The sequence below is a fragment of the Vibrio sp. Y58_MX_L22 genome (assembly GCF_024181865.1).
In the GTDB taxonomy this organism is placed as follows: domain Bacteria; phylum Pseudomonadota; class Gammaproteobacteria; order Enterobacterales; family Vibrionaceae; genus Vibrio; species Vibrio alginolyticus.
Genome location: NZ_JAMZAN010000003.1, coordinates 486,360 through 510,688, shown reverse-complemented (window position 1 = coordinate 510,688; position 24,329 = coordinate 486,360). Strand labels below are relative to the sequence as shown.

Sequence of the window (24,329 nt, the reverse complement as noted above, 5' to 3'; positions counted from 1 at the left end):
CAATGAGCGAACCTCGCAAACGAAGAAGTACCGGCAACGTCACTTTGGCTGATGTCGCCAAACAAGCAGGCGTAGGCACGATGACGGTGTCGCGAGCATTACGAACGCCAGAGCTGGTATCCGATAAGCTGAGAGAAAAAATTCAACAAGTGGTTGATGAGCTCGGCTATATCCCGAACAAAGCCGCAGGGGCACTCGCATCTGCAGAAAGTTATTCCATCGCTCTAATCATTCCGTCACTGTTTGAAAAAGCATGCGCGCATTTCTTACCAAGCTTCCAACAGGCGTTAAACAAAGCGGGCTATCAATTATTACTGGGTTACAGCGACTACTCGATTGAGCAAGAAGAAAAGTTGCTTTCGACCTTTTTAGAGAGCCGTCCTGCGGGCGTTGTACTGTTTGGAAGTGAGCATAGTCAGCGAACGCATCAACTGTTAGAGGCATCAAATACGCCAGTGTTAGAGATTGCCGAACTGAGCTCAAAGGCCAGTTATCTCAACATTGGCGTGGATCACTTCGAAGTGGGTAAGGCCTGTACCAGACACCTGATTGAACAAGGTTTTAAGAACGTTGGTTTTATTGGGGCGCGCGGGAATCACTCAACGTTGCAACGCCAGTTACACGGTTGGCAAAGTGCGATGATTGAAAACTATCTCACCCCAGATCATTTTCTGACGACTCATGAAGCGCCATCTTCACAATTGGGTGCGGAAGGATTGGCGAAGTTATTGCTGCGCGATTCAAGCTTGAATGCTTTGGTGTGTAGCCATGAGGAGATAGCAATTGGTGCGCTCTTTGAGTGCCATCGCCGCGTTCTCAAAGTCCCGACCGACATTGCCATTATTTGCCTTGAAGGTTCTTCTATGGGGGAGCACGCTTACCCAAGTTTGACATCGGCAGAATTTGATTACGAGCGCATGGGCACCAAGGCGGCAGAAAAACTGTTACATGCCATCAAAGGTGAGCCAGAAGAACGGCCGACCAGTATGGGCTTTAAGCTAAAGCGTCGAGCAAGTACCGCGATTAATTGACCCCTCCGCTTTCCATAAATACAAAAAGCCTCTCAATATGGAGAGGCTTTTTACATTCTGAATTCACGAGCGAAAACTACGGACGTTCGCCCATGGCTAGGCGTTGTTCGATATCTACGATCACCTCTGGCAGATCGGAGATGGTGTCGATTAAGTAGTGAGGTGCACTCTTGATAAACTTCGCGCGTGCTTTTTCACGAGCTTTCTCTAAGGTTGCTTCGTCTGCGGCTTGGTATTCTTCAAATGTCAGACCCGCTTCGTTACCAGAAAGCAGCAGACCCACCGTCCACATGCCCGCATTGTGACCTTCAAAGATGCCTGGTGCTGAATCGTCCACTTTGACGCATGCTTTAACGTCGGTTACACCAAGCTCAATCACGTTTTTCAGTGCCATAAACGGCGCAGGGCGACCACCTTGGGGCAGATCGTCTGTCGCGACAACATAATCTGGTTGGTAGCCGTAATCCGCTGCAACTGGAATCAATACGTCCATCACCTCACGCGGGTAACCAGAACAAGAACCGATCTTAATGCCTTTGTCTTTCAGACCGTTCACAACTTCAATTGCATTGAGAATTGGTTCTGCGTGGTCAGCCACTTTTGCTTTTTGCAGAGGCATAAATGCTGCGTAAATTGCGTCGATGTCTTCGCTGGTCATTGAGCGCCCAAACTTCTCATTCCAACGTTTATCAACCGAAGGGATGCGACCCACAGCTTGGATGTGGTCCCATTTACCAAGCCCCATTGGTTCACGCGCTTCTTCAAGATCGATTTCGAAATCAAATCCTTGCTTGAACGCTTCCACAAAGATACTGGTTGGTGCAAAAGAGCCGAAATCGACGATAGTGCCAGCCCAGTCAAAGATCACTGCTTGAATTGGTGAGTTGCTCATGTTCAATCCTTTTTCTTGCTTGCCAGAGCGCTTGCCTACACGTTGAAACGGCGCTCTGGATAAATTGGTGTTTGTTGAGGTCAGTTGACCTTAAAAGTAGTTAAAGTCTTCACACACTTTGGCGATCGCTTCTTCGAAGATCGCCAACGCTTCTGTCAGCTGTTCTCGAGTGATGATCAGCGGTGGGCTGAGTTGAATCACGTTACCTTGCGATACCTTGAAGCTCACGCCATTGTTGAGGCATTGGTACAACACAGCTTCCGCTTCGTCATACGCAAGCGCTTTGCTTTCGTGGTCAGTAACCAGTTCAATGCCCCACAACATGCCGATGCCACGTACATCACCAATCACTGGGTATTTGGCTTTCATCTCCAGCAGCTTTTCACGCATGAACTGGCTGTCGGCTTTGGCTTTATCTAGCAAGCCGTCTTGCTCAATGGCTTCCATGGTTGCCAGTGCTGCAGCACAACCGATAGGGCTTTTCTCATGAGTGTAATGACCCATTGAGATTTGCTCGGCGGTGTTGTATTTGTCTTTGGTTACCATGGCTGCAATAGGCACTAAGCCACCACCCAAACCTTTACCGATGCAGAGCATATCTGGCTCGATGTCGTAGGCTTGGTAGGTAAACCATTCACCGCTGCGACCCATGCCGTTAGGGATGTCGTCGATGATCAGCATGACATTGTGTTTGTCACAGATTTCTCGAATGCGTTTCCAGTAGGCTTTGCTTGGCACTTGTACATCCGTGTTGCGAACCGCTTCTGCGATAAACGCGCCCACGCCACCTTCTTTCTCAATCACGTACTCAAGGTAGTCGGCGTAATGTACGTCGCTGCCGTCCGCTACTGGAAAAGCGCCTCGGTAAGACACCGCTGGTGGGATGCGTTCAACGCCTGCCATTAATGGTCCCATGCCTTGGCGGAAACACGCTTCGCCGCCCACAGAGATGGCATCCAACGATGCGCCGTGGAAAGAATCCCACAGAGACACCACCTTGTAGTTGCCCGTGATGTGGCGTGCTAGTTTAAGAGCCATACCAACCGCAGATGTGCCACCCGGAGCAAACAGCACGCGGTTCAATTCACCGCCACAGATTTGGGTGAGCTTTTCGGCACATTCAATCGCGGTCTCGTTGGTAAAACGACGTGGTGAAAACGGCAGTTGAGCAATTTGCTCTTGCACGCGTTTAATCACATGCGGATGACCGTAGCCCAGCTGATGGACGTTATTGCCATGGAAGTCCATGTACTTTTTGCCGGTAGCATCTTGGATGTAGATGCCTTCTGCTGCTTCCAAGGTATCTAAGCAAGGTGTCGACATGGCTTGATGAAGAAATACCTCTGAATCACGCTTTAACAAGGCTTGCGTGCGTTCGTCATCCATCGATGCATTCCAAGCTTGGCGCGCTGGTGTCGTGTTGACATCGCCTTCGCTACGGAAATGGGTCGGTTTGATATTCTGAGTCATAACGCTCTCTCAATCAGAAGGTTGCTTTACGCAACTTGCCAGTACATTGCTTTTTCAATCGCACCGATTAAGCGCTCGATATCTGCTGGGTAAACTTCGCCAATGTTGCCGATACGGAAGCAATCTGCGTTCGACACCTTACCCGGATAAATCACGAAGCCTTGCTCTTTCAAACGCGTGTAGAACGCTTTGAATTGATAATCACTGTGAGTTGGAGAGTAGAAAGAGGTGATGATTGGCGAATGAAGGTCATCACTCAGTAGTGGCTCAAACCCCAAAGAACGCATACCTGCAACCAGTGTTTTCTGGTTAGTTTGGTAACGGTTATGACGAGCTTCAATGCCGCCTTCTTGTTCCAGCTCTAACAATGCTTGATAGAAAGCGCGAACCGTGTGTGTAGGAGACGTAAAACGCCATTTACCGTGGTTCACTTCCATGCAGTGCCACTGGTCGTAAAGATCAAGGCTCAAAGAGCGAGCCTGACCTTGGCACTTTTCGAGCTCAGTTTGTTTCGCAATCACAAAGCCAAAACCCGGTACGCCTTGGATACATTTGTTCGCTGAGCTGATCATAAAATCGATGCCTAGCTCAGCGATATCGATAGGAATACCACCAAAGCTCGACATGGCATCGAGAATCACCACTTTACCGTGCGCTTTTGCAGCAGAGGCAAATGCCTCAATTGGATTCAGCATACCAGTAGTTGTTTCACAATGGACAATCGCGACGTGGGTGATAGTAGGATCCGATGCCAATGCAGTTTCCACCTCGTTCAAGTGTGGCTGTGATGTTTCGCCTGGGGAAACTACATGGCATGGAATATTTAGGTAATCAGCGATCTGAGCGATACGTGCACCGTAAGCGCCGTTGTCGACAACCAACAATTTTCCATTTTTGCCAATGGCGCTGCCAATCGTTGCTTCTACTGATGCGGTGCCGCTACCTTGCATTAGTACGCTGGTGTAGCCGTCTTGCTCCGTCGCCAGTTTTACAAGCTTAGTGCGGATCACTTCTACAATGTCTTTGTTGTATTCATCATCCCAAGTACACCAGTCTTTTAGCATGGCTTCACGTACTGTTTCAGAAGTAGATAGAGGACCTGGAGTCAGTAGTAGGTATTCGTTTTTCATCTCGATTTCCATCAGAATAATTTTATTGGTCTACACCAGAAATTAAGTTCACTCTAACAAGGATGAAAAAGGGTCGTAAATAGCCATTCAGTGAATTTCATAAAACTTTCATATCCAAAATTTCACCGATTAGTTGGTCGCCTATTTATCGATAATTTTCTCAAAACTGCCATTTAATGGTCATGATTTCGTCACAAAGGCTCAGTAGGGTGTATGCCGTCAACTGGTACAGACCAAATGAAAACTTAGCCAAATTAACTGGAGAAAATGATGAAAAACCGTTTGATGAAAGGATCGCTGGCTGCACTTGTCTCTCTGCTAGCTACGAATGCAATGGCAGCACAGGAAGTCACGGTTTACACCGCTTTCGAAACTGACATTCTTGCTAAATACAAGTCTGCGTTTGAGAAAGATAACCCAGATATCAAGATTAAGTGGGTTCGCGATTCAACCGGCATCATGACGGCGAAATTGCTGGCAGAAAAGAACAACCCTCAAGCGGAAGTGGTTTGGGGTCTTGCTGGCTCGTCAATGGCACTGCTTAAAGATGAAGGTCTTCTTAAGCCTTACACACCAAAAGGTTTGGAGGAGCTGCACGCGAACCTAAACGACCCTCAATCAAACCAAGCTTGGTTCGGTAACGATGCGTTCTTCAACGCAGTTTGTTTTAACGAAGCGGTAGCGAAACAACTTAACCTGCCTAAACCAACGTCTTGGGAAGACCTAACGAAGCCGGTTTACAAAGGTCACATTGCAATGCCGAACCCAGCGTCTTCAGGCACTGGCTACATGCAGGTTTCTGCTTGGCTACAAAACATGGGTGAAGATCAGGCATGGAACTACATGCGTGACTTAGACAAGAACATTGCACACTACACGCACTCGGGTTCTAAGCCATGTGTTCAAGCGGGTATGGGTGAAGTGGCTATCGGTATCTCGATGGCGAGCCGCGGCGCGAAGCTGAAAACACAAGGTGCACCACTAGCGGTTATCACACCAAAAGGTATCGGCTGGGAATCAGAAGCTGTTGGTCTAGTAAAAGAGTCGGATGCAGCGAAACGTGTTGTCGACTGGTCAATCTCTAAAGCGGCAAACGAGCTTTACGTAGAAATGTACCCAGTGGTTGCACATAAAGAAGTGAAAGCGACAGTATCTAACTTCCCGAATGTTCAAGAGAACATGGCGAAGATGGACTTCGCGCAAATGGGCAGTAAGCGTGCAGAGATTCTAGCGGCTTGGTCTGAAAAGTTTGACGCGAAATCAGAGCCAAAGTCTTAATTGAATTTGCTTTGAGTTGAATACTGAAATCCACCTCGGTTGAGGTGGATTTTTTGTTTTCTCTGTTATTTCAAAGTTTGCTGAAAGTAGATTCCTAGTCTCACCTAGGTTCGCTGGAATGACGAACTTAAGAAAGTCGGGAATCTCTAATTACCACTTAAACAAACCTTATCTCCCTTCATCTATTTGTCATCTTCTGGCTATAAATTTGTCATTGGAACGTAACACTCCAAAATTAAAGTTGGTATATACCATTTGGAGCGTGTGCTATGTCAACTAACCAACATTACCTAAATATTGAAAATGTAGTGAAGCAATTCGGACAGTTCACTGCATTAAAGAAAATCTCGCTAGCGATTGAAAAGGGCGAGTTCGTTTGTTTTCTTGGCCCTTCTGGCTGCGGTAAAACCACTCTATTACGTGCCATTGCAGGTTTAGACTTGCCAACGTCTGGTGCGATTTTTCAAAACGGTCAAGAGACCACATTCCTACCACCAGAGAAGCGCGATTTCGGCATCGTATTCCAATCTTACGCGCTGTTTCCGAACCTAACTGTGCAAGAGAACATTGCGGTGGGTTTGAAGAACCAAGGCATGTCGACCAAAGAAGCGTTAGAGAAGGTGGACTACTGGCTAGAAACCATTGGTCTTCCAACCTCTGGCGAGAAATTTCCTAACCAACTTTCTGGTGGTCAGCAGCAGCGTGTTGCTTTGGCTCGTGCATTGGCGTTGTCACCGGGTTTACTGTTACTTGATGAGCCGCTGTCAGCGCTAGATGCAAAAGTACGTGTTCACTTACGTGACGAGATTTGTAAGCTGCAACGTAAGCTGGGCATCACCACCATCATGGTTACGCACGATCAGGACGAAGCATTGTCGATGGCGGATCGCATTGTGGTGATGAACCATGGCGTGATTGAGCAAGTCGGCACACCTCAAGAGATCTACCAACAACCAGCTACGCGCTTTGTCGCTGAGTTTGTCGGCAGCATGAACTTTATAGAAACTTCAGTCGCAACAGACTCCCAAGTGCGCATTGCTGAAACCTTGATGCCAGCGCCAAGCTTGACTAATCGTAAGATCCAACGTGGTGACCGCTTCGACCTTGCGGTGCGTCCTGAAAGCATCAAGTTCGTTGAAAACTACAACAACTCTTTACCTGTGCGAGTTACGGCAACCGAGTTTCTGGGGGCGTTTTTCCGCATTGATTGCGTATTGCAAAACGACAGCTCAACGAAAACCATCGTAGTGGATGTGCCTGTGGAAACGGTTCAAAAACTCAATATCAAGGCGGGCGATGTACGTTACATCCAGTTTGCTGAAGAAGGGCTGCATGGTTACGCCGTGCCCTCGGTTGATAAAGCGCTAGCAGCGTAGGTGTAAACATGGATACGAAGACAATGACGATGAATAGCCTGACCACACAAGACAAAGCAAAATCCTTACTCGGACGTGTCAGCCGCGATAACCTTGTGTTGTTTGGTTTGCTCGCTGGTTTGTCGACCATGATGGTGCTGTTCATCTTAATGCCGCTTTGGGCAATGTTGACCAAGAGTGTGCAAAATGCCAATGGCGAATTTGTCGGATTGGCAAACTTTGCGACGTACTTTTCTTCTTCAAGCTTGTGGGTGTCGGTGGGAAACACCTTCACTTTGGGCGTGATTGTGACCTCGGTAGTGGGTGTGCTTGCGTTTGGTTATGCCTACGCGCTGACTCGCTCATGCATGCCGTTTAAAGGTTTGTTTCAAATCCTAGGTACTGCGCCAATTCTTGCGCCTTCGTTGTTGCCGGCGATCAGTTTGATCTTCCTTTTCGGTAATCAAGGCATTGCCAAAGAGATGCTGTTAGGAAACTCGATTTACGGCGTGATTGGTATCTCGATGGGTTTGATTTTCTGGACGTTCCCTCATGCATTGATGATCTTAACCACTTCGCTGCGCACTTCTGATGCCCGCTTGTATGAAGCAGCCCGCGCACTTAAAACTTCACCCATCAAAACCTTCTTTATGGTGACGTTACCTGCGGCGAAATACGGTTTGATCAGTACGCTTATCGTCGTCTTTACGCTGGTTATCACGGACTTTGGTGTGCCGAAAGTGATTGGTGGCAGCTATAACGTTCTGGCGACTGACATCTTCAAGCAAGTTGTGGGACAGCAAAACTTTGCCATGGGTGCGGTGACCAGCATTATGCTGCTATTTCCTGCGGTAATGGCATTCGGCGCAGACCGCTGGGTACAGAAAAAGCAAAAGAGCTTATTTGACACTCGCTCGGTGCCATATCAGCCAGAACCCAACAAAGCGCGCGACAGCATTTGTTTGGTTTACTGCAGCATCATTTCTATCGCAGTGTTGGCGGTTTTGGGTATGGCGGTGTATGGCTCGTTAGTTACGTTCTGGCCTTGGAACAAAGCGCTGACGCTAAACAACTACAACTTTGCTGAAATGAGCACCTACGGTTGGAGCCCATTCTTCAACTCGCTAACACTTGCAGGTTGGACGGCGGTTATTGGTACAGCCATTATCTTTGTCGGTGCTTACTGCATTGAGAAAGGGCGTGCGTTTGGTCCAATTCGTCAGGTGATGCAAATGCTTAGCGTGGTGCCAATGGCGGTTCCGGGTATGGTGCTTGGCTTGGGTTACATCTTTTACTTCAATGACGCGAACAATCCTCTGAATGTGCTTTATGGCACCATGGCGTTCTTGGTGATTAACACGGTAGTGCATTACTACACAGTGGGTCACATGACCGCCCTGACAGCGCTAAAGCAGTTGCCATCGGAGATTGAAGCCACAGCGGCATCGGTGAAGCTTCCTCAATACAAGTTGTTCTTTAAAGTGACATTACCTGTATGTTTACCTGCGATTTTGGACATTGCGACTTACTTGTTTGTTAATGCATTGACCACCACTTCTGCGGTAGTATTCCTTTACTCAACTGATACGATTCCGGCTTCGGTCTCGATTCTGAATATGGACGATGCAGGTCAAACTGGCGCTGCAGCAGCGATGGCTGTGATGATCATGATGGCTGCCGCGATTGCGAAGATTGTTCAGATGACTTTGGGTAAATTGTTAGAAAATCGCACACAAGCTTGGCGCAAAAGATAAGGACACTTCGTGCAATACGTAAAAATTAAAGATTCGATTGTTGAACAGATTGAAGCGGGCATGCTATCGCCGCGTCAAAAACTGCCAGCAGAGCGTAAGTTGGCGGAGTCGTTCGATACTACACGCGTCACTCTGCGTGAAGCTTTATCACTGCTAGAAGCGGAAGGTCGAATCTATCGCGAAGATCGCCGAGGTTGGTTTATCTCACCTGAGCCATTGCGTTACGACCCAACGCAAACGCTGAACTTCCCGAACATGGCGAAAGCGCAAAATCGTGTGCCAAAAACGGAGTTGGTTGCAGCAAAAGGAACGTTGGCAAACAAACAAGCCGCGCGTTTGCTAGACTTGCAGCCTTTCTCGGATGTGTATCGAGTCGACCGTGTGCGATACCTTGAAGACAGACCTGTGGTATTCGTAACAAACTACATTCGTCCAGAGCTGTTTCCGAATCTGTTGGACTACGATTTATCAAATTCACTGACGGACATTTACCGCGAGCATTATGGCGTGACGTATCAAAAGATTCGCTACCGCATTTCAACGAGCACTTTGTTGGGTGAAATGGCTCAGGCACTGCGCGCGACAGCTGGCACTCCCGCGATGGTGGTGGAGCGCATCAACTATAACCAGCACGGTGAGTTGATTGATTGCGATATCGAGTATTGGCGACACGATGCCATCAGCATTGAATCTCTGGCGGAACTCAATCGTTAAGTGGATTTTCTCATTATCTAAGGCTCCATCTCGGAGCCTTTACTTTATTCAGACAGGAACATTGAAATGGATTTGTTGGCGATTGGTCTCGTCGTTTTTTCTGCTGTTCTCCATGCGGGCTGGAATATCCTTGGTAAAAGCAACTCAGGCTCTGGACTCGCGTTTACTATGGCGGCCAGCTTCTCTGCCTGTGCCATTCTTACCCCTTATTTGATTTGGTATTTGGCGACCATTGGCTGGACATCATTACCGAGTGAATTTTGGGGATTGCTGTTCATTAGCGGCATTTCACAAATGGTTTATTTGGTCGGTTTGATTGTCGCTTATAAGCACGCTGATGTGGGGGTGGTTTATCCAATTGCTCGCGCACTGCCTGTGATGATGGTCGGCGCAATCAGTGTGGCATTAGGGCATGAATTATCCAGTCAGCAGTGGCTTGGATTCTTGCTGATAACCCTTGGTTGTATGCTGGTACCACTGACGAACTTTCGTCAGATGACGCTGAGCTCTTATTTGAATGTCGGTGTGTTCTGGGCATTAATTGCCGCAATAGGTACAACGGGTTACTCCGTGGTTGATAAAGAAGCGCTGAGTTTACTCACAGGACAAGCATCTGAGATCTTGAATGATCAGTACAGTGCAATCTTCTATTTGGGCGTGCAGTTTTGGGCAATTGGTATTCCTGCCCTTGTGTGGTGCTTGGTTACAGGCAAGCCAGATGAGATTAAGACTGCGTGGCAGATCCGCAAAACAGCCAGCATGGCGGGGGTAATGATGGCATCCACCTACGGTTTGGTTCTGTTTGCGATGACCATGACAGACAACGTGAGCTTGGTCGTAGCACTAAGGCAAATCAGCATTGTGTTTGGATTGTTTATGGGGATTTGGTTTCTGTCTGAGAAATGGTATCTCACCCGAGGGCTTGGCGTTACTTCTATCGTGGCGGGGATCATTCTCGCGCTTGCGTATTGACCTATATTCACGAAAAAAGGCAGCGAATGAGCCTCTCGCTGCCTTTTGTATTAACGTGTAAGCCTTGTTTAAAAACGCAGTTGCGCACCAAACATCACGCCGCTAGAGTCAAAATCGCTGTTTTTTGAGTACACATATTCTGCATTCAAACCAAAGTGTTTATAGCTCCAGCCGATACCGCCAACCGCTTCACCTCCGACACTTGAGTGTTCGATGTTCTTGCTCTGACCGTTCACTTTATAAGTGTATTCGAGAGTGTAGAGAGTGACACCTGCCTTGCCGTACAGTTCGAAACCTGAACCCAGAGGATAGCTAGCATAGCCACTCAAGCGAGGTCCGGAGAAGCTCGTATCGGTGACTTCTGAAATCGGACTCACGAGTATCGAGCCGATACCGTCAAACGCGCCTTTATAACCTGCTTCGATACCAAAGTTATGTGTTGGCATGTAGCGGTAATATATTTCACCTAAGAACATGTCGCCTGATTCTTTGCTTGTCGGAGCATCGTAGTTCACATCGCCATAGCCAATGTTTGTACCTATGATGTGCACACTGGTTTCTGCATTGGTTGACAAAGAAAAAGCCGACAGCACTAAAGCAGTAATGAATGAATAACGCATGAACGCTTCTCCTTAGCTTTTAGCTTGCTCGCCTTTTAATATTTGTTCGAAAGTGACCTTGGTGTTGTCTAGCCATTCATAACGGCGACGATACATCGAACGCTTAGAGCGCGACATGCCTTCGATATCTCGACGGGGTGCATTTACATCAATTGAGTAAAAATGACGATTGTATTCGGTGCCGCCCAATTCTTGCCAGAGTGCATCGTAATCCGTTTTTATTCGCCCTTTGCTGTAACGTTTAGCTGCGTAAGTATGGGACTGCGTTTTCACCGCTAGAATCGTATTTACTTCCCAAATTTGTGCGAGCAAAGTGAGCAAGCTCACCATCAAGCTTTTTGGTCTCTGTCCGTAAAGCTTACGAGTTAGCTTTTTAATTTTCGCGTTGTTTTCTTCACTGCTTCGCGGTCCTTGTAAGCCGCCAATCATAATGCTGCGTCCAGATTCGATGTGACCTAGCGTAAAAGAGAGCGTGTAGAAGTTGCCATCTTCAGCGCTGTGCAGCACTAGGCTCATGTCGCCTTCTTTTTGATAACGTGCTTCGTATACTAATCTCACCGAGTACAGTATTTCGTCAATTTCAAAAGAGGCTAATGTTAGGCCTTTCGAGTCTGTGTAGATTTCTTCGATTGTTTGTTTAGAAAACAGTTCTGAAATAGTTTTATAGTGATCAACTACCAAGTTAGAACGATCGAACGCTGAGTTGTTTTTGATGATATACGGACGAAACGGTTTCTCTAAAAACCGATGCGTACGTGTACAAAGCAACTCTAACAATGACGATTCAATATTGTCTGAAAGGTGCTTAAATGCACGTTTGTAATAAAGCGCACGTAAGATGAACTTAGCTCTGTAGGTCCAAATTGGCTTGTAGACATCAGCATAATCATCTGAGTAAATCGATTTGCTATGGTAAAAAATGGATTTGTTCGCGGTCATTTTCACTCCAGATTAACTTGTGCTCAATAGCGACAATTAAGAACCGACGGACGAGCAGCGAAGAACCCGAAAAGGAGGAATGCAAAGCACGACTGAAAAGAGGTGGTTTTTGCTGTGTCCGACGTTTGTGTAAGGTTTTGAACACTGTTCTTTTGCTGGAATTCTAAGAGAAAATTGACCTTAGGTATTGTATGGTTTGGTAAGGAAGTGTCAGGTTGAAACCCATTGTTCAAAAGAAAGAAAATGCGAATGTAGGCTGAATATGACGTTGAGTTGCTAAGTTAATGTGAAATAAGTTGAACGAAAATTGAACATTATTTGAAATTGTTTTGACGTGTTTTAGGTCTCTATACGTACCTTATAAGTATCGAGCCAATTTTGGCCCGATGTAAAGGTAAGTAAGGAGAGGTTTATGAAACGCTTAACAACTTTAGCAAGTACGATTGCTCTGATTGCTGCACCTTCTATGGCTCTTGCTGGTGGTTATCAGTGGACAAACGATACCGAAACTATCCATGGCGACGTAATGGATAGCAAACAAGCGGCTTATGAAATGGGCCGAGACATGATCCAAAGCTACCAAAATAAATCATCTGGACAACTCCGTGATGAGTTTACGAGCCTTACAACGTATGTTGATCGCCAATCGTTTTCTATCACTGACTCAAAAGTCATGGTAAATGAGTTCTTGCAAAGTGACGGGCAAGTTGTTTACCAGCCTATTCTCAATGTTCAATACGAGTACCGCATGCGTGATACCGGTAAATATTAACCAGTAAGACGGACTCGAATTGTTTACCACTAATATTTTTGCTGTTTGTTTTGGGGAGCCACGAGCTCCCCATTTTGTTTTTGTTGGAAGCGAAAATTCGCACACTCTCAGTGCAACATTTTCTATCGCTCAGCGTTAGATTTTCTTGCTCGTTGATTGTCATCATCGTTTGTAAAGTGTTTGCGGAAATGGATGTAACGCACTAACGAGGATACCCGATGACACATCATTCATATTGGTTCAAGCAGGCAATTGAAGCTGAGCAACCAGAAACGCCACAACCGTTACAGCAGAACATTAATACTGACGTTGCGATTGTTGGTGGCGGATACACCGGACTTTGGACCGCGATTATGATTAAGCAGCAATCTCCGGAAAAAAAGGTAGTCGTGATTGAAAAAGGCCTTTGTGGCAGTGGTGCATCGGGCGCAAACGGCGGTTGTATGCTGACTTGGTCTACCAAGTTTCCGACATTGAAACGGTTATTCGGTGAAGAACATGCTGCTTGGTTAGTAAAAGAGTCGGAGCAAGCAGTGCTAGAGATTGACGACTTTTGTCAGCAGCACAACATTGATGCGCACTTATCGTTGAAAGGGGTTTATTACACTGCAACCAATCAGGCTCAAACTGGGGGAATGCAGCCAGTTGTGGACGAGTTAAAGCGATTAGAAGTGAACAGTTGGCGTCGTTGCTCGGTGGAGGAACTGCGTGCCAATGCGGGTTCACCTCGACATATAGAAGGCTTTCACTCTCCAGTTGCAGCCAGCGCTCAACCTGCATTATTAGTGAGGGGGTTACGCCGTGTTGCTATTGATCTGGGTGTAGAAGTTTATGAGAACACGCCGATGACGCGTCTAGATTATGGAAAACCTGCCACTGTCTGTACACCTAAAGGAAATGTTCAAGCGCAGCAGGTGGTATTGGCATTAAATGCATGGATGGTGGAGCAGTTTAAACAGTTCAAAAACAGTATCGTGGTGGTCTCTTCCGACATGGTGATCACCAAGCCGCTTGGTGACGCACTACCTCTATCTGGTTGGCAGGCAGGTTCTAGCGTGTTGGATTCACGTATCTTCGTCCACTATTACCGAGATACGCCAGATGGCCGTTTGATGTTGGGGAAAGGCGGCAATCAGTTTTCTTTCAATAACCAAGTCGACGCAATGTTTAACAAGCCAACACGCTACCAAGGTCTACTGCGCAAGTCGTTCGATAAGTTGTTTCCTCATTTGAGAGGAGAGGAGTTTGCTTATTCATGGACGGGGGGCTCTGATCGTTCTGCTACTGGTTTCCCTTTTTTCGGCGAGCTAGATAAACAGAGCAATATCTTTTACGGATTTGGTTATTCAGGCAATGGTGTAGCGCAGACTCGAATGGGCGGAAAGATCTTATCTTCATTGATATTGGGAATCGATAACGAGTGGACGAACAGTGGTTTAGCCAAAGGACCGTTGGGGTATTTCCCACCAGAACCGCTTCGCTGGACCGGGGCTATGATAGTGCGCAACGCGGTACGTCGAAAAGAGGAAGCAGAAGATAACGAGAAAACGCCGTTTATCTGGGATAAGTGGCTAGCAAAACTCGCGGGACCAGCAGGCAAAGCGGATAAGCTTGACTAAACTGAAGACTTTAGCCACAAACGAGACAGTTTGCAGTGAAAGTCATTGGGGCGCGATGAAGCCTTGTGTTAGCCTCTGTCTTTCAAGCTCAGATTTAAAAGGTGAGTCATAAAATGAAAGTATTCAGCAACTTCGATAGCGGCAGCATTCACGTAGTGAAAGCGGACGACAAAAACGACATCCAACTCAAAATTCCTAACGACAATATGTCGGAATTCTACCAGTGGTTCCACTTCCGTCTTGAGACAGAAGCCGAGCAATCACACACCATCAAATTGCTTGATTTGGCTAAATCGGCTTATCCAGAAGGATGGCAAGGTTACGATGTGGTTGCGTCTTACGATCGTGAAGAATGGTTCCGAGTACCGGCAGAGTTCGATGGCGACACGCTGACTTTCACTGTAATCCCTGAGCGCAGCTCAATTTACTTCGCGTACTTTGCGCCATACACGTACGATCGTCATTTAGACTTGTTACACATGGCACAAAGCGCGCACCACTGCCAACTTGAAACACTAGGCCACACATTAGACGGCAACGACATGAGCTTGCTTACTTTCGGTGAGCCAGAAGAAGGTAAAAAGAAAATCTGGATGATTGCACGTCAGCACCCAGGTGAGACGATGGCAGAATGGTTCATGGAAGGTATGATCCAACGTCTGTTAGATGAAAACGACACGGTTGCGCGTGCATTGCTTGAAAAAGCGGTGCTTTACGTCGTACCAAACATGAACCCAGACGGTGGTATTCGCGGTCACTTGCGTACCAACGCAGTAGGTGTAAACCTAAATCGTGAATGGCAAACGCCATCAATGGAAAAGAGCCCAGAAGTCTACCTTGTGCGTCAGCGCATGCTGGAAACGGGTGTTGACATGTTTTTAGATATTCATGGCGATGAAGCGATTCCGTATAACTTCGTCGCTGGCTCAGAAGGTATTCCTTCTTACGATGAAAATCTTGCCGCTTTAGAGACATCATTTAAGCAAGCGTTACTGACTATTACGCCAGAGTTCCAAGATGAGATTGGTTACGATAAAGATGAGCCTGGTAAAGCGAATTTGACGGTCGGTTCAAATTGGGTTGCAGAGCAGTTCAAATGCTTGTCTTACACAATCGAAATGCCATTTAAAGATAACAACAATCACCCAGATCCACTTTATGGTTGGTCTCCTGAGCGTAGTGTCTTGTTTGGGCAAGATGTATTAGCTGCAACGTTAACCGTAGCGGATAAAATTTAGCTCGACGAGTTAACGCTTTTTCATTATTTCGAAAACAGCTCATTTAAATGAGCTGTTTTTTTGTGCTCTCCAGCTCCACGCTCCCCTGTAAAAATTTGTTGCCATTCACAAGCTTAAATGATGATTCTTAAATTTGAGAAAGTGGCTTTTTATGGTGATTTGTGTCACAGAAAGTTGGCTTCTTTGTGATATTCTCCGCAACGAATTGACTATGGCTAAACCAACGCAACGAACTTTATTTTTCGGTTGGGTATGCGGATGAAGCTCATGAATAGATGGTCTTGAGGTTACCTTTTTCCGTTTTACGTCATTGGCGTTTGAATATCATTTTTGATTCTTTCCTACGCTATTTAGCTATTTCTATTCGAAGAAAAGAGAAAGTTACGGCTTCATATTTTACGGCAGTATGCTGCCGCGATGTGTTGCTTTGTGTACAAGAAAAAGGAAAAGAATAATGAAAAAAATCGCTATAGCAGTGGCTACTGTACTTGCTGGTGGTGTGATCTCAAACGTTGCACTTGCTGACACTTACATGGGCGGTAAAATAGGTTACAACTCTCTAAACGATGCGTGTTACCTAAACGAACCTTGTGACGACGACAGTTTTGCAGCATCTATGCACTTAGGCTACAGCTTCAACAAGTACGTTGCAGCAGAGTATGGTGTTGATTACCTTGGTGACTTCACTGCAAACTTCAAAAAGCCAGGCCTAAACACCGTTGATGGTGATCTTTGGGCGTTGACGCTTGCTCCTAAATTTAACCTACCGCTAACGGATTCTTGGAATCTATTCGCGAAAGTTGGTGCTGCATACATGATGGCTGGTGACGAGAAAGATTTCGTACCAACTGGCTCTCTGGGTGCTGAATACCAAATCAACTACAACTGGAGCCTACGTGCTGAATACCAACGCTACCAAGATATGTCTGATGATGTAATTGAAGACATGGATTCAGATTTCTTCGGTATCGGTTTCAACTACAAGTTTGGTTCTGAGCCAGTCGTTCAAGAAAAAGCCGTTGAAGAGGTGGTAGAAGCACGTCCTGCAACACGCATTGTAGATCACGTTTACCCTGCTCAAACAACAGCGACAGTACAATTCGACTTAGAAAGTGCAGAAGTGAAAGACACGTCGAACCTTTCTGGTACCGTTGATTTGATGAATACTTACCCACAAGCTCAAGTTGAGATCACGGGTTACAGCGATACGACAGGTTCTGCTGCTTACAACAAACAACTCACAGAAAAACGTGCGAAAGCCGTTGCTGACGAGTTCCAAGCAAAAGGTATTGCGGCTGAGCGTATGACAGTGAAAGGCATGGGTGAAGCTAACCCAGTGGCAAGCAACGAGACACGTCAAGGTCGTCAAATGAACCGTCGTGTTGAAGTGGTTGTTCCTGCGTTTGAATACCAAACAACTGAAAAAGCAGAATAATTCCTGCTTAAGATAAAGTTCCAAAAGCCAGCGTGTATCACGCTGGCTTTTTTGATCCCGCTTAACAAACTAAGTAGTTGTGTAGAAACATAGTTATATCGGGACGCTTTGACATATGCTCAACATACGTAAACTCAGCACCTTCATCAATTTGTCATCACCAGTTCATAGCATGACAGCTAAATGTCTGGGAGAATGATATGCAAAGTTTACCGCCGCTCAATTTGCTCCGAGCTTTTGAAGCCACGGCGCGACTACAGAGTTTTACAAAAGCCGCAGAGGAGCTAAATGTGACTCGTGCGGCCGTAAGCCAACAGGTGAAATCGCTAGAGTCACAGCTCAATGCGACGTTATTCGAGCGCAAGGGCACGCACCTTACGCTGACCTGCTCAGCACAAGAATACTGGCCTGTGGTTAATCATGTGCTTCAAACATTATCGACCACGACGCAGCATTTATTTACTCGTCCCAAGAATACGCAAGTTAACTTACATGTCGCTCACAGCTTTTGCTCTCAGTGGTTAATGCCAAGGTTGGCTGATTTTCAGCGACAATTCCCAGACATTTCCTTTAAAATCTCGACCACTGCTAATACGGTTCCAAACGCCAGTGCGATTGCGGATATCGAAATTATTAACGGAGATGGAGATTGGCAAGAGCAAGAAGCCATACGATTAACACAAGAAAACTGGATCGTTGTCGCAAGCCCGGGCTTTATGCATTTAAACCCGATAAATGACCTCTTGCAGTTAACTAAAGCGCCTAAAATCTGTACTAGCGGTTATCATGAATCTTGGCAAGAGTGGCTTATGCACCAAGGTTATCAAGGGAAGGTGAGCAAAGTCGTCGCCGAGTTTGAACACTCATTGCTTGCTATTCATGCTGCGATGAATCAACTTGGCGTGTTGCTGGTAAGAGACTTTCTTGTTGAGGATGAGCTGCAACAGGGCGTATTAGTCCAGGCTGGAAATTGGAATATGCCAAGTTCTGGTGCACATTATATGATGGTTCGAGCATCCGAAAAATCACACGTAAACACCTTTGCTCAATGGTTAATACAGAGTCTTTAATGTTCGTTCAGCGAGTGAGTAGAGCGCATGTGTGGTTTGGCTATTATTAGCAGTAGCAAGTCTTCAGTCTAGGACTGAGCGACATGCTTAATGACATCTAATAACCACTGATTTACCGGAGCTTGCTGTTGAGAGCGACGACAGCTCATCACGTAGCGAACATCAAGCTCTAGCCCAGCAGGAAGCGCGATACTCCGGCAACCCTTAGGAACATGCCCACTCATCGTTATGCCAAAATGATTCGTTTGCAGAAGCACTTTTTGAATCATCGCTGGATGCTCAATTTCCACTTTAGGTGTGGTTCTAAAACCCATATGTTTGAGCCTTTCCAACACTGGGTATCGGTAGTCGTTCCATCCCGGCGTTTTAAAAAGTATAAAAGGGTATTCTTCTAGTTCTTGGGAGTTTTGAGCGGGATGATCTTGTCGAACAAAAAATACCGCTTTTCCTCGCCCTAGTTCGGTCTGAACAATTGACTGTGGCAGATCTTCATCAAAGTAATGAATCGCAATGGCGTTTTCACCGTCAATTAATCGTTTTTTTGCTTCGCTACCCCAGCGTAAACATGAGAATGTTGCGTTTGGGGCGTGCTTTAGTAACTCCAAGTAAAACTTGTCACCAAAGTACTCCCAAAACAATGTGTTGGCATAAATAGTGATTGAACCGTCAAAATGAGCTGGTGAAAAATGCTGTGGTTTGATGGAATCAATACTGTTGATTATTTGCTCAAAATGCGCAATGTTCGCTTCCACAAAAGCTGTTGGTTCAAAGCCATTTTTGGTCTGAACGAATAGCGGATCATTGAGCTGAGTTTTCATCTTTGTCAGATTTTTGCTGATTGCTCCTGACGTTTTACCGAGTGATTCTGCGACTAACCGGACGTTACGTAACTCATACATCCGTTTTAATACCAAAATATTTTGAATATCCAGATTAACGCTCATACATTGTCTCGCTTGGCTTTTGTCGACAAATCATATCGCTGAATTTCTTAAGAAAAGACAACGCTCGGTCAATTTAAGTTGCTGCCTTATCCCTGATTTATTGAAGGTAACGATAAGTTATTCTTGGTTACACCAGTTTATTAGCATGGATTTCCATTTGGTAAATAATGGCTTTCCTCGTATGAGCGCGTTTCTGTTGTTACAGTTTTTCCACCGAAAGAAAGTTAGAACGATAATAGAGGTGATGTATGAAAAAACTAATCGCACTTGTTTTGATGATTTGCTCAACAAACGTAGCATTTGCTGGCGATGGGTCATACACGGGCACGATTGATATGACGATGGCAACGAAAAATCAGGTTGACGTAGAGCGTGCAGATTCTCAATTGACGCTGAAGGGTCGCAATGAAATGGCCTATGGCGGTGTAACAATCCATTCGGATGCTGCAACTCAAAAAATTGAACTTCGTGGTCGACGTGATTAATCGAATAGTTTTTTGTTAAGAAAATGCCGCGAAGAACGCGGCACTTCTATATGTAATATCATCAGGTCACAATTACCGGATAAGCGTATGGTGAGAAGCTAAGCACAATGACCACTTGCCATTATTCGCATGGCGGTGCCATATGAATGACAGCTAAGCCCCCCAAAGAGGTTTCACGGTATTTTTTATTCATATCTTTACCAGTCTGATACATGGTTTCGATAACTTTATCTAACGAAATTAAGCATTTACTTGTGCGCTTTAATGCCATACGCGATGCATTAATCGCTTTCATTGCTCCCATGGCATTTCTTTCAATACAAGGTACTTGAACCAAGCCGCCAATCGGGTCACAAGTCATACCCAATGAATGCTCCATCGCAATTTCCGCAGCAATACAAATCTGCTCGTTACTGCCCCCTCTTAGCGCTGTTAAGCCAGCGGCAGCCATGGATGAAGAAACCCCAACTTCTCCCTGACACCCCACTTCTGCACCAGAAATTGACGCGTTAGTTTTATATAAGATGCCGATAGCGCCGGCGACTGCGAGAAAGTCTTTTAGCTGTTTAACATCGAGCTCTTTGATGAAGCGATGGTAGTACATCAATACCGCCGGAATCACCCCTGCTGCGCCATTCGTTGGAGAAGTAACGACTTGCCCTCCTGCTGCATTTTCTTCACTAACCGCAAAGGCGAAGAGATTGATCCAATCCATGATCTCCATCGGATCGTTTTCAACTGCAGCGTTGGCTTCGAGCTTTTTCAAAAGGTTTGGTGCTCGACGAGTGACATTTAGACCACCTTCCAAAATCCCTTCCGTATCGAAGCCACGTTGCATGCAGAGCGACATCACTTTCCAAATTTGCTCTGCTCTTTGGTTAATTTCTTCGTCTGAGCGAAAGGCGAGTTCGTTTTGGAGGATCATGCCTCCCAAGCTGAAACCGTTCGTCTCGGCTTTTTCCAGCATCTCATCTGCGGATGTAAACGGAAATGGTACTGCGACCTCATCTTGTTGCGTGCCGTTCTCTAGTTCGTCGGCGGTGGCGATGAATCCGCCCCCAATGGAGTAATAAATTTCAAACGCTACTTGATCTCCAGCTGCGTCTAATGCCGTAATCGTCATGCCATTTTCATGCAGGGGAAGGTTGTCGCTATGAAAGACGATGTCATGGTCGTAGCTAAACTCAATCTGGTGTGTACCGGCGAGCATGAGCGTATTATTGTCTATGGTATTTTGTAGCGCACTTTTGGCACTGCTCATTTTGATGGTATCAGGTTTATTTCCCATCAAACCAAGGACCGTTGCTCGGTCTGTATGGTGCCCTCTACCTGTCAGTGACAATGAGCCATAAAGGTCCACTTGCACCCGATGCACTTTCGCCATAGAGTCGCTAACTAGCTGAGTGAAATGGAATCCGGCAAGCATAGGACCATTAGTGTGGGAGCTGGATGGCCCGACACCAATTTTAAATATATCGAAAATCGACAGCATAATTGACTTCCTTTAGCAGTGAACCTTTATAAAGGTCTCTAGAACAGTGTTGTTAACTAGATGTTAAAGCTTGTGGGTCGGGAGTGAAAGAAGATTTTTGTAACACTGCCAACTAAGCGCGAGATTTTAAAATGAAGTTAGACAACATCGTCATCGTTTTAGGTAAACGTCTCGTCAATAACAGGTTGACCTCTGAGGGCATAACAAGAGTCGAAGCTTTGTCTTGTAGGACTGCATCACTACCGACAGAGCGAACGGCGATTATTTTTTGTGGCGGAGTAACGCAAGGACAAAGTGTTTCTGAAGCAGAGGCGATGTACGCGTATTTTAGAACCCTAAACGCAGACTCTGTGAATCCGTTCCCTGAACGTCATATACTCTTAGAAACGGAGTCGTTGAACACGTTTCAAAACATGCGTTATGTTTCCCAAGTTTTGTGCAAAAGTGGGTTGTTCGAGTTATGGTCGGGGCATCCGGTTGAGGTTATCTTGCTGTCTAATGACTACCACCTCGAACGAATCATTGATATCCAGAATTTGATGGATGAGCAAGGCTTATTACGAGTACTTAAATCCGATTGCGAATCCATGGGGGTGACCCTCAATATTCCACTGGATATCAGCAAACATATTAGCGTGCCATACCCACATAAAGGGCTTATGGCGGAGACATTCTTGCTACTCGATGAACTCACAACCTACCGAGTTTATTTAGAAGGGATCAAGCATGGCGCATTTTTCCGAGATTTATCAATTGTCCGAAAAAAGCCACTTATGATCGCAAGAGATACTATTCACAAATTGCTCTCTTTCCCGCTTGATAAAGAGGCTTTGCAACATATTGAAGAAATGAAAAAGGCCGTCGAAATGACGGCCTTGGATGAATCTGTAGGTGCTGCGGAAAAGGCATTAAGTATCTTCCATCCGATACTGACGGCATTGAACCGTCGCTTTGACCCAGAGTCTATTCATTAAGCTCGCGTTTTGTGCGGACGGCGCTTAATGCGATCAAACAGTAGCAAAGCAGTTCTATACCTTCTTCTGAGATATTTTTAACATCACGGATGTAATTTTCGTCCATCACTTGTTGCCAAAAACTACCCATACCATACAAACGAGAGAAGACTAATAATAGCATTACAGCACCAACTAATAGCTTCATATGTGGCACCGTTAAAATGGTCGCCATTTCGTTCATGGTACCTTTACCACCTTGGTAAGCTTTGGCGCAAGCCAGTGCGGTGACAGCAAGTGCTGGGAAAACCCAAGAGCCATGATGAATCATGTCTGTCCAATAGTCCGTTTCGCGAATAATCAGTACTGCAAAAAATCCTGCAATCAAAATAGCCGCATGCTTTAGCTGAGGCTGTTGTTTCGATAAGCTGAAAAACGACCATGATGCAATAGCAAGCATCACAAGCTGGAGCGTTTCTGTAACGGAAAGCTCGCCAAGGCTTGATCCCAACACGACATAATCAAGACGAAGACTAAGGTTAACGAGAATACTTATAGCGACAATCATCAAGGCGTTTAAACTCGATTTATAAATAATGCGCTTTGATTTTTCAGTAACAACGTTGCTTGGGGCTGACTCGGCTTCTTTTACTATTTGTGTTTTCATCTTGCTCACCTGTCCCAGAAAATGTGGAAGAAATGTGAATTAGTGTGATCTGTGTTTGGAATTTTATTGTCCAAGTGGAAAGTTATGTCAGGGGAATGTCAAGAATAGAACACTGTTCGATATAGGGTCGATGTGCGGTAAAGTCAGAGATATGTAAAAACAACGTAAGAACACTTTGATAAATCAAATAAAAAAGGAGCCCAAAGGCTCCTAAGTGATAGAGGGAAGGTGACGTATCGATAAAAATAATTAGTAGTTGTCACCCTCATTTTCTTTGTGATTCTCGCGATAGTATTCCCATTGCTCGACGCGTTCATTGTCCGACAGCACACAGTAAGTGACACGTTCGCCGTTTTCCGACACGGTATCCAGCTCACCACCTTGCTGAACACAGTATACGGCTGCGGGATTTGCAACGGAGGTATACTCAGTTGATCGGGTCGCTCCCTCGTAAGTTGAACAACCAGCCAGTACCAATGTTGCAGCCATAGCCATCATTAAATTTGTCTTTTTCATTCTTTATCTCCGCATGGGGTGGGCGAGTATTGTATTGATTATAGGCAACTTTAAGAGATTATTGTCTTATCGATGTTAAAAGTAAGAGGGACGTATAAGAATTTAGATATTCTCATTTATTGCTGATTAGCACGTCACACTTCTGTTCTTGGCGTATTGTTGTGAAGGTCATATCAATCACTTCCTGACAAGCGCTCGAACGTACTTGGCCTACAACAATGATTTAAAGTGTGAAATTCGGTAATATGCGCACAAAACATTGACCGTGGTATTTTCGATGAGACATTTAAAATCGACCGTTCATCCAGACATAGAGCATTTGGATGACAAAATTGTTTTTCAGCGCAATGCAGCGCGAGCCATTGTACTTGATGGTGAAGATGTGCTGTTGCTCTATACAGAACGTTACCATGACTACACGCTACCAGGCGGTGGTATTGATGATGGTGAAGATGTCATTGCTGGATTAGTCCGTGAATTAGAGGAAGAAACGGGCGCCCAAAATATACATGGTATTAAGCCTTTCGGAATCTTTGAGGAGTTTCGTCCGTGGTACAAGGATGACGCTGACGTGATGCACATGGTGTCGTATTGTTATACATGTAAAATCGAACGTGAGCTAGGCGAAACGGCGTATGAAGATTACGAAGTTAAAAATGGAATGCGCCCGGTATGGATGAACATTCACGAAGCAATTGCACACAATGAAAAAACGATGGCAGAAAGCCCGAAAAAAGGCATGAGCATTGAGCGCGAAACGTTTTTGCTTCAGTTGATTTCTAAAGAATTACTATAAACAGCTAGCTTGCATCATTACGACTTAGCTTCTGTTGGCGCTATTGTTGGTAAAGATTTTAGCGCAATAAAAAAGTCCGGACTCCCCCCCGGAACCCGGACTTATTCCAGACGCGCAAGCGAAGCGTCATCTTGATATGTTAGATTTGTTTCGAACTATGAAAACAATAGCTGTTTTACATTTAGTG

At 45.7% G+C, this 24,329-nt stretch carries 23 protein-coding genes; 14 read left to right on the top strand and 9 right to left on the bottom strand.

Going from position 1 to position 24,329, the window contains the following annotated elements:
* Nucleotides 1–2: 2 nt before the first annotated feature.
* Nucleotides 3–1,031 carry a LacI family DNA-binding transcriptional regulator gene (locus tag NL626_RS10060; protein WP_005463961.1) on the top strand — a complete coding sequence of 343 codons (1,029 nt, stop codon included), beginning with the start codon at nucleotides 3–5 and terminating at the stop codon, nucleotides 1,029–1,031.
* A gap of 76 nt (nucleotides 1,032–1,107) precedes the next feature.
* On the opposite strand, the gene phnX is transcribed toward NL626_RS10060, so the two are convergent.
* The 3 genes from phnX to phnW all read right to left on the bottom strand — a co-directional run bounded on the left by phnX (nucleotide 1,108) and on the right by phnW (nucleotide 4,523).
* Nucleotides 1,108–1,923, bottom strand: coding sequence for a phosphonoacetaldehyde hydrolase (gene phnX, locus NL626_RS10055; RefSeq protein ID WP_253657298.1), 816 nt, complete (start codon nucleotides 1,921–1,923; stop codon nucleotides 1,108–1,110).
* Nucleotides 1,924–2,013: 90 nt separating this feature from the next.
* Nucleotides 2,014–3,393: an aspartate aminotransferase family protein gene (locus NL626_RS10050; RefSeq protein WP_253657297.1), complete on the bottom strand. Its 1,380-nt coding sequence runs from the start codon at nucleotides 3,391–3,393 to the stop codon at nucleotides 2,014–2,016.
* Between the two features lie 26 nt (nucleotides 3,394–3,419).
* Entirely contained in the window at nucleotides 3,420–4,523 is a 1,104-nt protein-coding gene (gene phnW / locus NL626_RS10045; RefSeq protein WP_253657296.1) for a 2-aminoethylphosphonate--pyruvate transaminase, read from the bottom strand.
* A gap of 267 nt (nucleotides 4,524–4,790) precedes the next feature.
* Between phnW and NL626_RS10040 the strand changes: the two genes are divergently transcribed.
* The 5 genes from NL626_RS10040 to NL626_RS10020 all read left to right on the top strand — a co-directional run bounded on the left by NL626_RS10040 (nucleotide 4,791) and on the right by NL626_RS10020 (nucleotide 10,596).
* The gene (locus NL626_RS10040) at nucleotides 4,791–5,801 is read left to right on the top strand and encodes a putative 2-aminoethylphosphonate ABC transporter substrate-binding protein (protein WP_005384363.1); all 1,011 of its coding nucleotides are present in this window, start codon (nucleotides 4,791–4,793) and stop codon (nucleotides 5,799–5,801) included.
* A 269-nt stretch (nucleotides 5,802–6,070) separates the two neighbouring features.
* The gene (locus tag NL626_RS10035; protein WP_005395343.1) at nucleotides 6,071–7,177 is read left to right on the top strand and encodes a putative 2-aminoethylphosphonate ABC transporter ATP-binding protein; all 1,107 of its coding nucleotides are present in this window, start codon (nucleotides 6,071–6,073) and stop codon (nucleotides 7,175–7,177) included.
* A gap of 8 nt (nucleotides 7,178–7,185) precedes the next feature.
* The gene (locus tag NL626_RS10030) at nucleotides 7,186–8,910 is read left to right on the top strand and encodes a putative 2-aminoethylphosphonate ABC transporter permease subunit (protein ID WP_253657295.1); all 1,725 of its coding nucleotides are present in this window, start codon (nucleotides 7,186–7,188) and stop codon (nucleotides 8,908–8,910) included.
* A gap of 9 nt (nucleotides 8,911–8,919) precedes the next feature.
* Nucleotides 8,920–9,624, top strand: coding sequence for a phosphonate utilization transcriptional regulator PhnR (gene phnR, locus NL626_RS10025; RefSeq protein ID WP_005374048.1), 705 nt, complete (start codon nucleotides 8,920–8,922; stop codon nucleotides 9,622–9,624).
* 66 nt (nucleotides 9,625–9,690) lie between these two features.
* The gene (locus NL626_RS10020) at nucleotides 9,691–10,596 is read left to right on the top strand and encodes an EamA family transporter (protein WP_253657294.1); all 906 of its coding nucleotides are present in this window, start codon (nucleotides 9,691–9,693) and stop codon (nucleotides 10,594–10,596) included.
* Nucleotides 10,597–10,664: 68 nt separating this feature from the next.
* Here NL626_RS10020 and NL626_RS10015 read toward each other — a convergent pair whose 3' ends face one another.
* Nucleotides 10,665–11,216 (bottom strand): outer membrane beta-barrel protein, encoded by a 552-nt coding sequence (locus NL626_RS10015; RefSeq protein ID WP_213891560.1) that lies wholly within the window; start codon nucleotides 11,214–11,216, stop codon nucleotides 10,665–10,667.
* Nucleotides 11,217–11,228: 12 nt separating this feature from the next.
* Complete coding sequence (locus tag NL626_RS10010) at nucleotides 11,229–12,155, bottom strand: VirK/YbjX family protein (protein WP_005374042.1); 927 nt, start codon at nucleotides 12,153–12,155, stop codon at nucleotides 11,229–11,231.
* 412 nt (nucleotides 12,156–12,567) lie between these two features.
* On the opposite strand from NL626_RS10010, the gene NL626_RS10005 reads away from it, so the two are divergent.
* From NL626_RS10005 to NL626_RS09985, 5 genes are all read left to right on the top strand, one after another.
* Complete coding sequence (locus NL626_RS10005; RefSeq protein WP_017819758.1) at nucleotides 12,568–12,927, top strand: DUF3316 domain-containing protein; 360 nt, start codon at nucleotides 12,568–12,570, stop codon at nucleotides 12,925–12,927.
* A gap of 218 nt (nucleotides 12,928–13,145) precedes the next feature.
* Nucleotides 13,146–14,546, top strand: a complete 1,401-nt coding sequence (locus NL626_RS10000) for an FAD-dependent oxidoreductase (protein ID WP_253657293.1) — start codon at nucleotides 13,146–13,148, stop codon at nucleotides 14,544–14,546.
* Nucleotides 14,547–14,659: 113 nt separating this feature from the next.
* Nucleotides 14,660–15,784, top strand: coding sequence for a M14-type cytosolic carboxypeptidase (locus NL626_RS09995; RefSeq protein ID WP_017819760.1), 1,125 nt, complete (start codon nucleotides 14,660–14,662; stop codon nucleotides 15,782–15,784).
* A gap of 454 nt (nucleotides 15,785–16,238) precedes the next feature.
* On the top strand, nucleotides 16,239–17,219 hold the full coding sequence (locus NL626_RS09990) for an outer membrane beta-barrel protein (RefSeq protein WP_054579230.1): 981 nt from the start codon (nucleotides 16,239–16,241) through the stop codon (nucleotides 17,217–17,219).
* A 200-nt stretch (nucleotides 17,220–17,419) separates the two neighbouring features.
* Entirely contained in the window at nucleotides 17,420–18,289 is an 870-nt protein-coding gene (locus tag NL626_RS09985) for a LysR substrate-binding domain-containing protein (protein ID WP_253657292.1), read from the top strand.
* Between the two features lie 68 nt (nucleotides 18,290–18,357).
* Here NL626_RS09985 and NL626_RS09980 read toward each other — a convergent pair whose 3' ends face one another.
* On the bottom strand, nucleotides 18,358–19,233 hold the full coding sequence (locus NL626_RS09980) for a LysR family transcriptional regulator (RefSeq protein ID WP_253657291.1): 876 nt from the start codon (nucleotides 19,231–19,233) through the stop codon (nucleotides 18,358–18,360).
* A gap of 248 nt (nucleotides 19,234–19,481) precedes the next feature.
* On the opposite strand from NL626_RS09980, the gene NL626_RS09975 reads away from it, so the two are divergent.
* Nucleotides 19,482–19,718, top strand: coding sequence for a hypothetical protein (locus tag NL626_RS09975; RefSeq protein ID WP_017819763.1), 237 nt, complete (start codon nucleotides 19,482–19,484; stop codon nucleotides 19,716–19,718).
* Nucleotides 19,719–19,839: 121 nt separating this feature from the next.
* On the opposite strand, the gene NL626_RS09970 is transcribed toward NL626_RS09975, so the two are convergent.
* Nucleotides 19,840–21,210, bottom strand: coding sequence for an L-serine ammonia-lyase (locus tag NL626_RS09970; RefSeq protein WP_017819764.1), 1,371 nt, complete (start codon nucleotides 21,208–21,210; stop codon nucleotides 19,840–19,842).
* Nucleotides 21,211–21,341: 131 nt separating this feature from the next.
* On the opposite strand from NL626_RS09970, the gene NL626_RS09965 reads away from it, so the two are divergent.
* Nucleotides 21,342–22,184: a YdcF family protein gene (locus NL626_RS09965; protein WP_169628645.1), complete on the top strand. Its 843-nt coding sequence runs from the start codon at nucleotides 21,342–21,344 to the stop codon at nucleotides 22,182–22,184.
* Here the strand turns inward: NL626_RS09965 and NL626_RS09960 are convergent.
* Together NL626_RS09960 and NL626_RS09955 are read right to left on the bottom strand one after the other, a co-directional pair.
* Nucleotides 22,174–22,830, bottom strand: coding sequence for a hypothetical protein (locus tag NL626_RS09960; protein WP_005374025.1), 657 nt, complete (start codon nucleotides 22,828–22,830; stop codon nucleotides 22,174–22,176). The two genes, NL626_RS09965 and NL626_RS09960, sit on opposite strands and share 11 nt — an antisense overlap.
* Before the next feature lie 249 nt (nucleotides 22,831–23,079).
* Entirely contained in the window at nucleotides 23,080–23,346 is a 267-nt protein-coding gene (locus NL626_RS09955) for a DUF333 domain-containing protein (protein ID WP_005374023.1), read from the bottom strand.
* A 277-nt stretch (nucleotides 23,347–23,623) separates the two neighbouring features.
* Here NL626_RS09955 and NL626_RS09950 point away from each other — a divergent pair, with 277 nt between their 5' ends.
* The gene (locus NL626_RS09950) at nucleotides 23,624–24,142 is read left to right on the top strand and encodes an NUDIX hydrolase (protein ID WP_005374021.1); all 519 of its coding nucleotides are present in this window, start codon (nucleotides 23,624–23,626) and stop codon (nucleotides 24,140–24,142) included.
* The last annotated feature ends 187 nt before the right edge of the window (nucleotides 24,143–24,329 follow it).

Bases quoted from the DNA above. Each gene is read 5' to 3' on its own strand.
- NL626_RS10060 (WP_005463961.1), top strand. From the start codon at position 3: ATGAGCGAACCTCGCAAACGAAGAAGTACCGGCAACGTCACTTTGGCT.
- phnX (WP_253657298.1), bottom strand. From the start codon at position 1,923: ATGAGCAACTCACCAATTCAAGCAGTGATCTTTGACTGGGCTGGCACT.
- NL626_RS10050 (WP_253657297.1), bottom strand. From the start codon at position 3,393: ATGACTCAGAATATCAAACCGACCCATTTCCGTAGCGAAGGCGATGTC.
- phnW (WP_253657296.1), bottom strand. From the start codon at position 4,523: ATGAAAAACGAATACCTACTACTGACTCCAGGTCCTCTATCTACTTCT.
- NL626_RS10040 (WP_005384363.1), top strand. From the start codon at position 4,791: ATGATGAAAAACCGTTTGATGAAAGGATCGCTGGCTGCACTTGTCTCT.
- NL626_RS10035 (WP_005395343.1), top strand. From the start codon at position 6,071: ATGTCAACTAACCAACATTACCTAAATATTGAAAATGTAGTGAAGCAA.
- NL626_RS10030 (WP_253657295.1), top strand. From the start codon at position 7,186: ATGGATACGAAGACAATGACGATGAATAGCCTGACCACACAAGACAAA.
- NL626_RS10020 (WP_253657294.1), top strand. From the start codon at position 9,691: ATGGATTTGTTGGCGATTGGTCTCGTCGTTTTTTCTGCTGTTCTCCAT.
- NL626_RS10015 (WP_213891560.1), bottom strand. From the start codon at position 11,216: ATGCGTTATTCATTCATTACTGCTTTAGTGCTGTCGGCTTTTTCTTTG.
- NL626_RS10010 (WP_005374042.1), bottom strand. From the start codon at position 12,155: ATGACCGCGAACAAATCCATTTTTTACCATAGCAAATCGATTTACTCA.
- NL626_RS10005 (WP_017819758.1), top strand. From the start codon at position 12,568: ATGAAACGCTTAACAACTTTAGCAAGTACGATTGCTCTGATTGCTGCA.
- NL626_RS10000 (WP_253657293.1), top strand. From the start codon at position 13,146: ATGACACATCATTCATATTGGTTCAAGCAGGCAATTGAAGCTGAGCAA.
- NL626_RS09995 (WP_017819760.1), top strand. From the start codon at position 14,660: ATGAAAGTATTCAGCAACTTCGATAGCGGCAGCATTCACGTAGTGAAA.
- NL626_RS09990 (WP_054579230.1), top strand. From the start codon at position 16,239: ATGAAAAAAATCGCTATAGCAGTGGCTACTGTACTTGCTGGTGGTGTG.
- NL626_RS09985 (WP_253657292.1), top strand. From the start codon at position 17,420: ATGCAAAGTTTACCGCCGCTCAATTTGCTCCGAGCTTTTGAAGCCACG.
- NL626_RS09980 (WP_253657291.1), bottom strand. From the start codon at position 19,233: ATGAGCGTTAATCTGGATATTCAAAATATTTTGGTATTAAAACGGATG.
- NL626_RS09975 (WP_017819763.1), top strand. From the start codon at position 19,482: ATGAAAAAACTAATCGCACTTGTTTTGATGATTTGCTCAACAAACGTA.
- NL626_RS09970 (WP_017819764.1), bottom strand. From the start codon at position 21,210: ATGCTGTCGATTTTCGATATATTTAAAATTGGTGTCGGGCCATCCAGC.
- NL626_RS09965 (WP_169628645.1), top strand. From the start codon at position 21,342: ATGAAGTTAGACAACATCGTCATCGTTTTAGGTAAACGTCTCGTCAAT.
- NL626_RS09960 (WP_005374025.1), bottom strand. From the start codon at position 22,830: ATGAAAACACAAATAGTAAAAGAAGCCGAGTCAGCCCCAAGCAACGTT.
- NL626_RS09955 (WP_005374023.1), bottom strand. From the start codon at position 23,346: ATGAAAAAGACAAATTTAATGATGGCTATGGCTGCAACATTGGTACTG.
- NL626_RS09950 (WP_005374021.1), top strand. From the start codon at position 23,624: ATGAGACATTTAAAATCGACCGTTCATCCAGACATAGAGCATTTGGAT.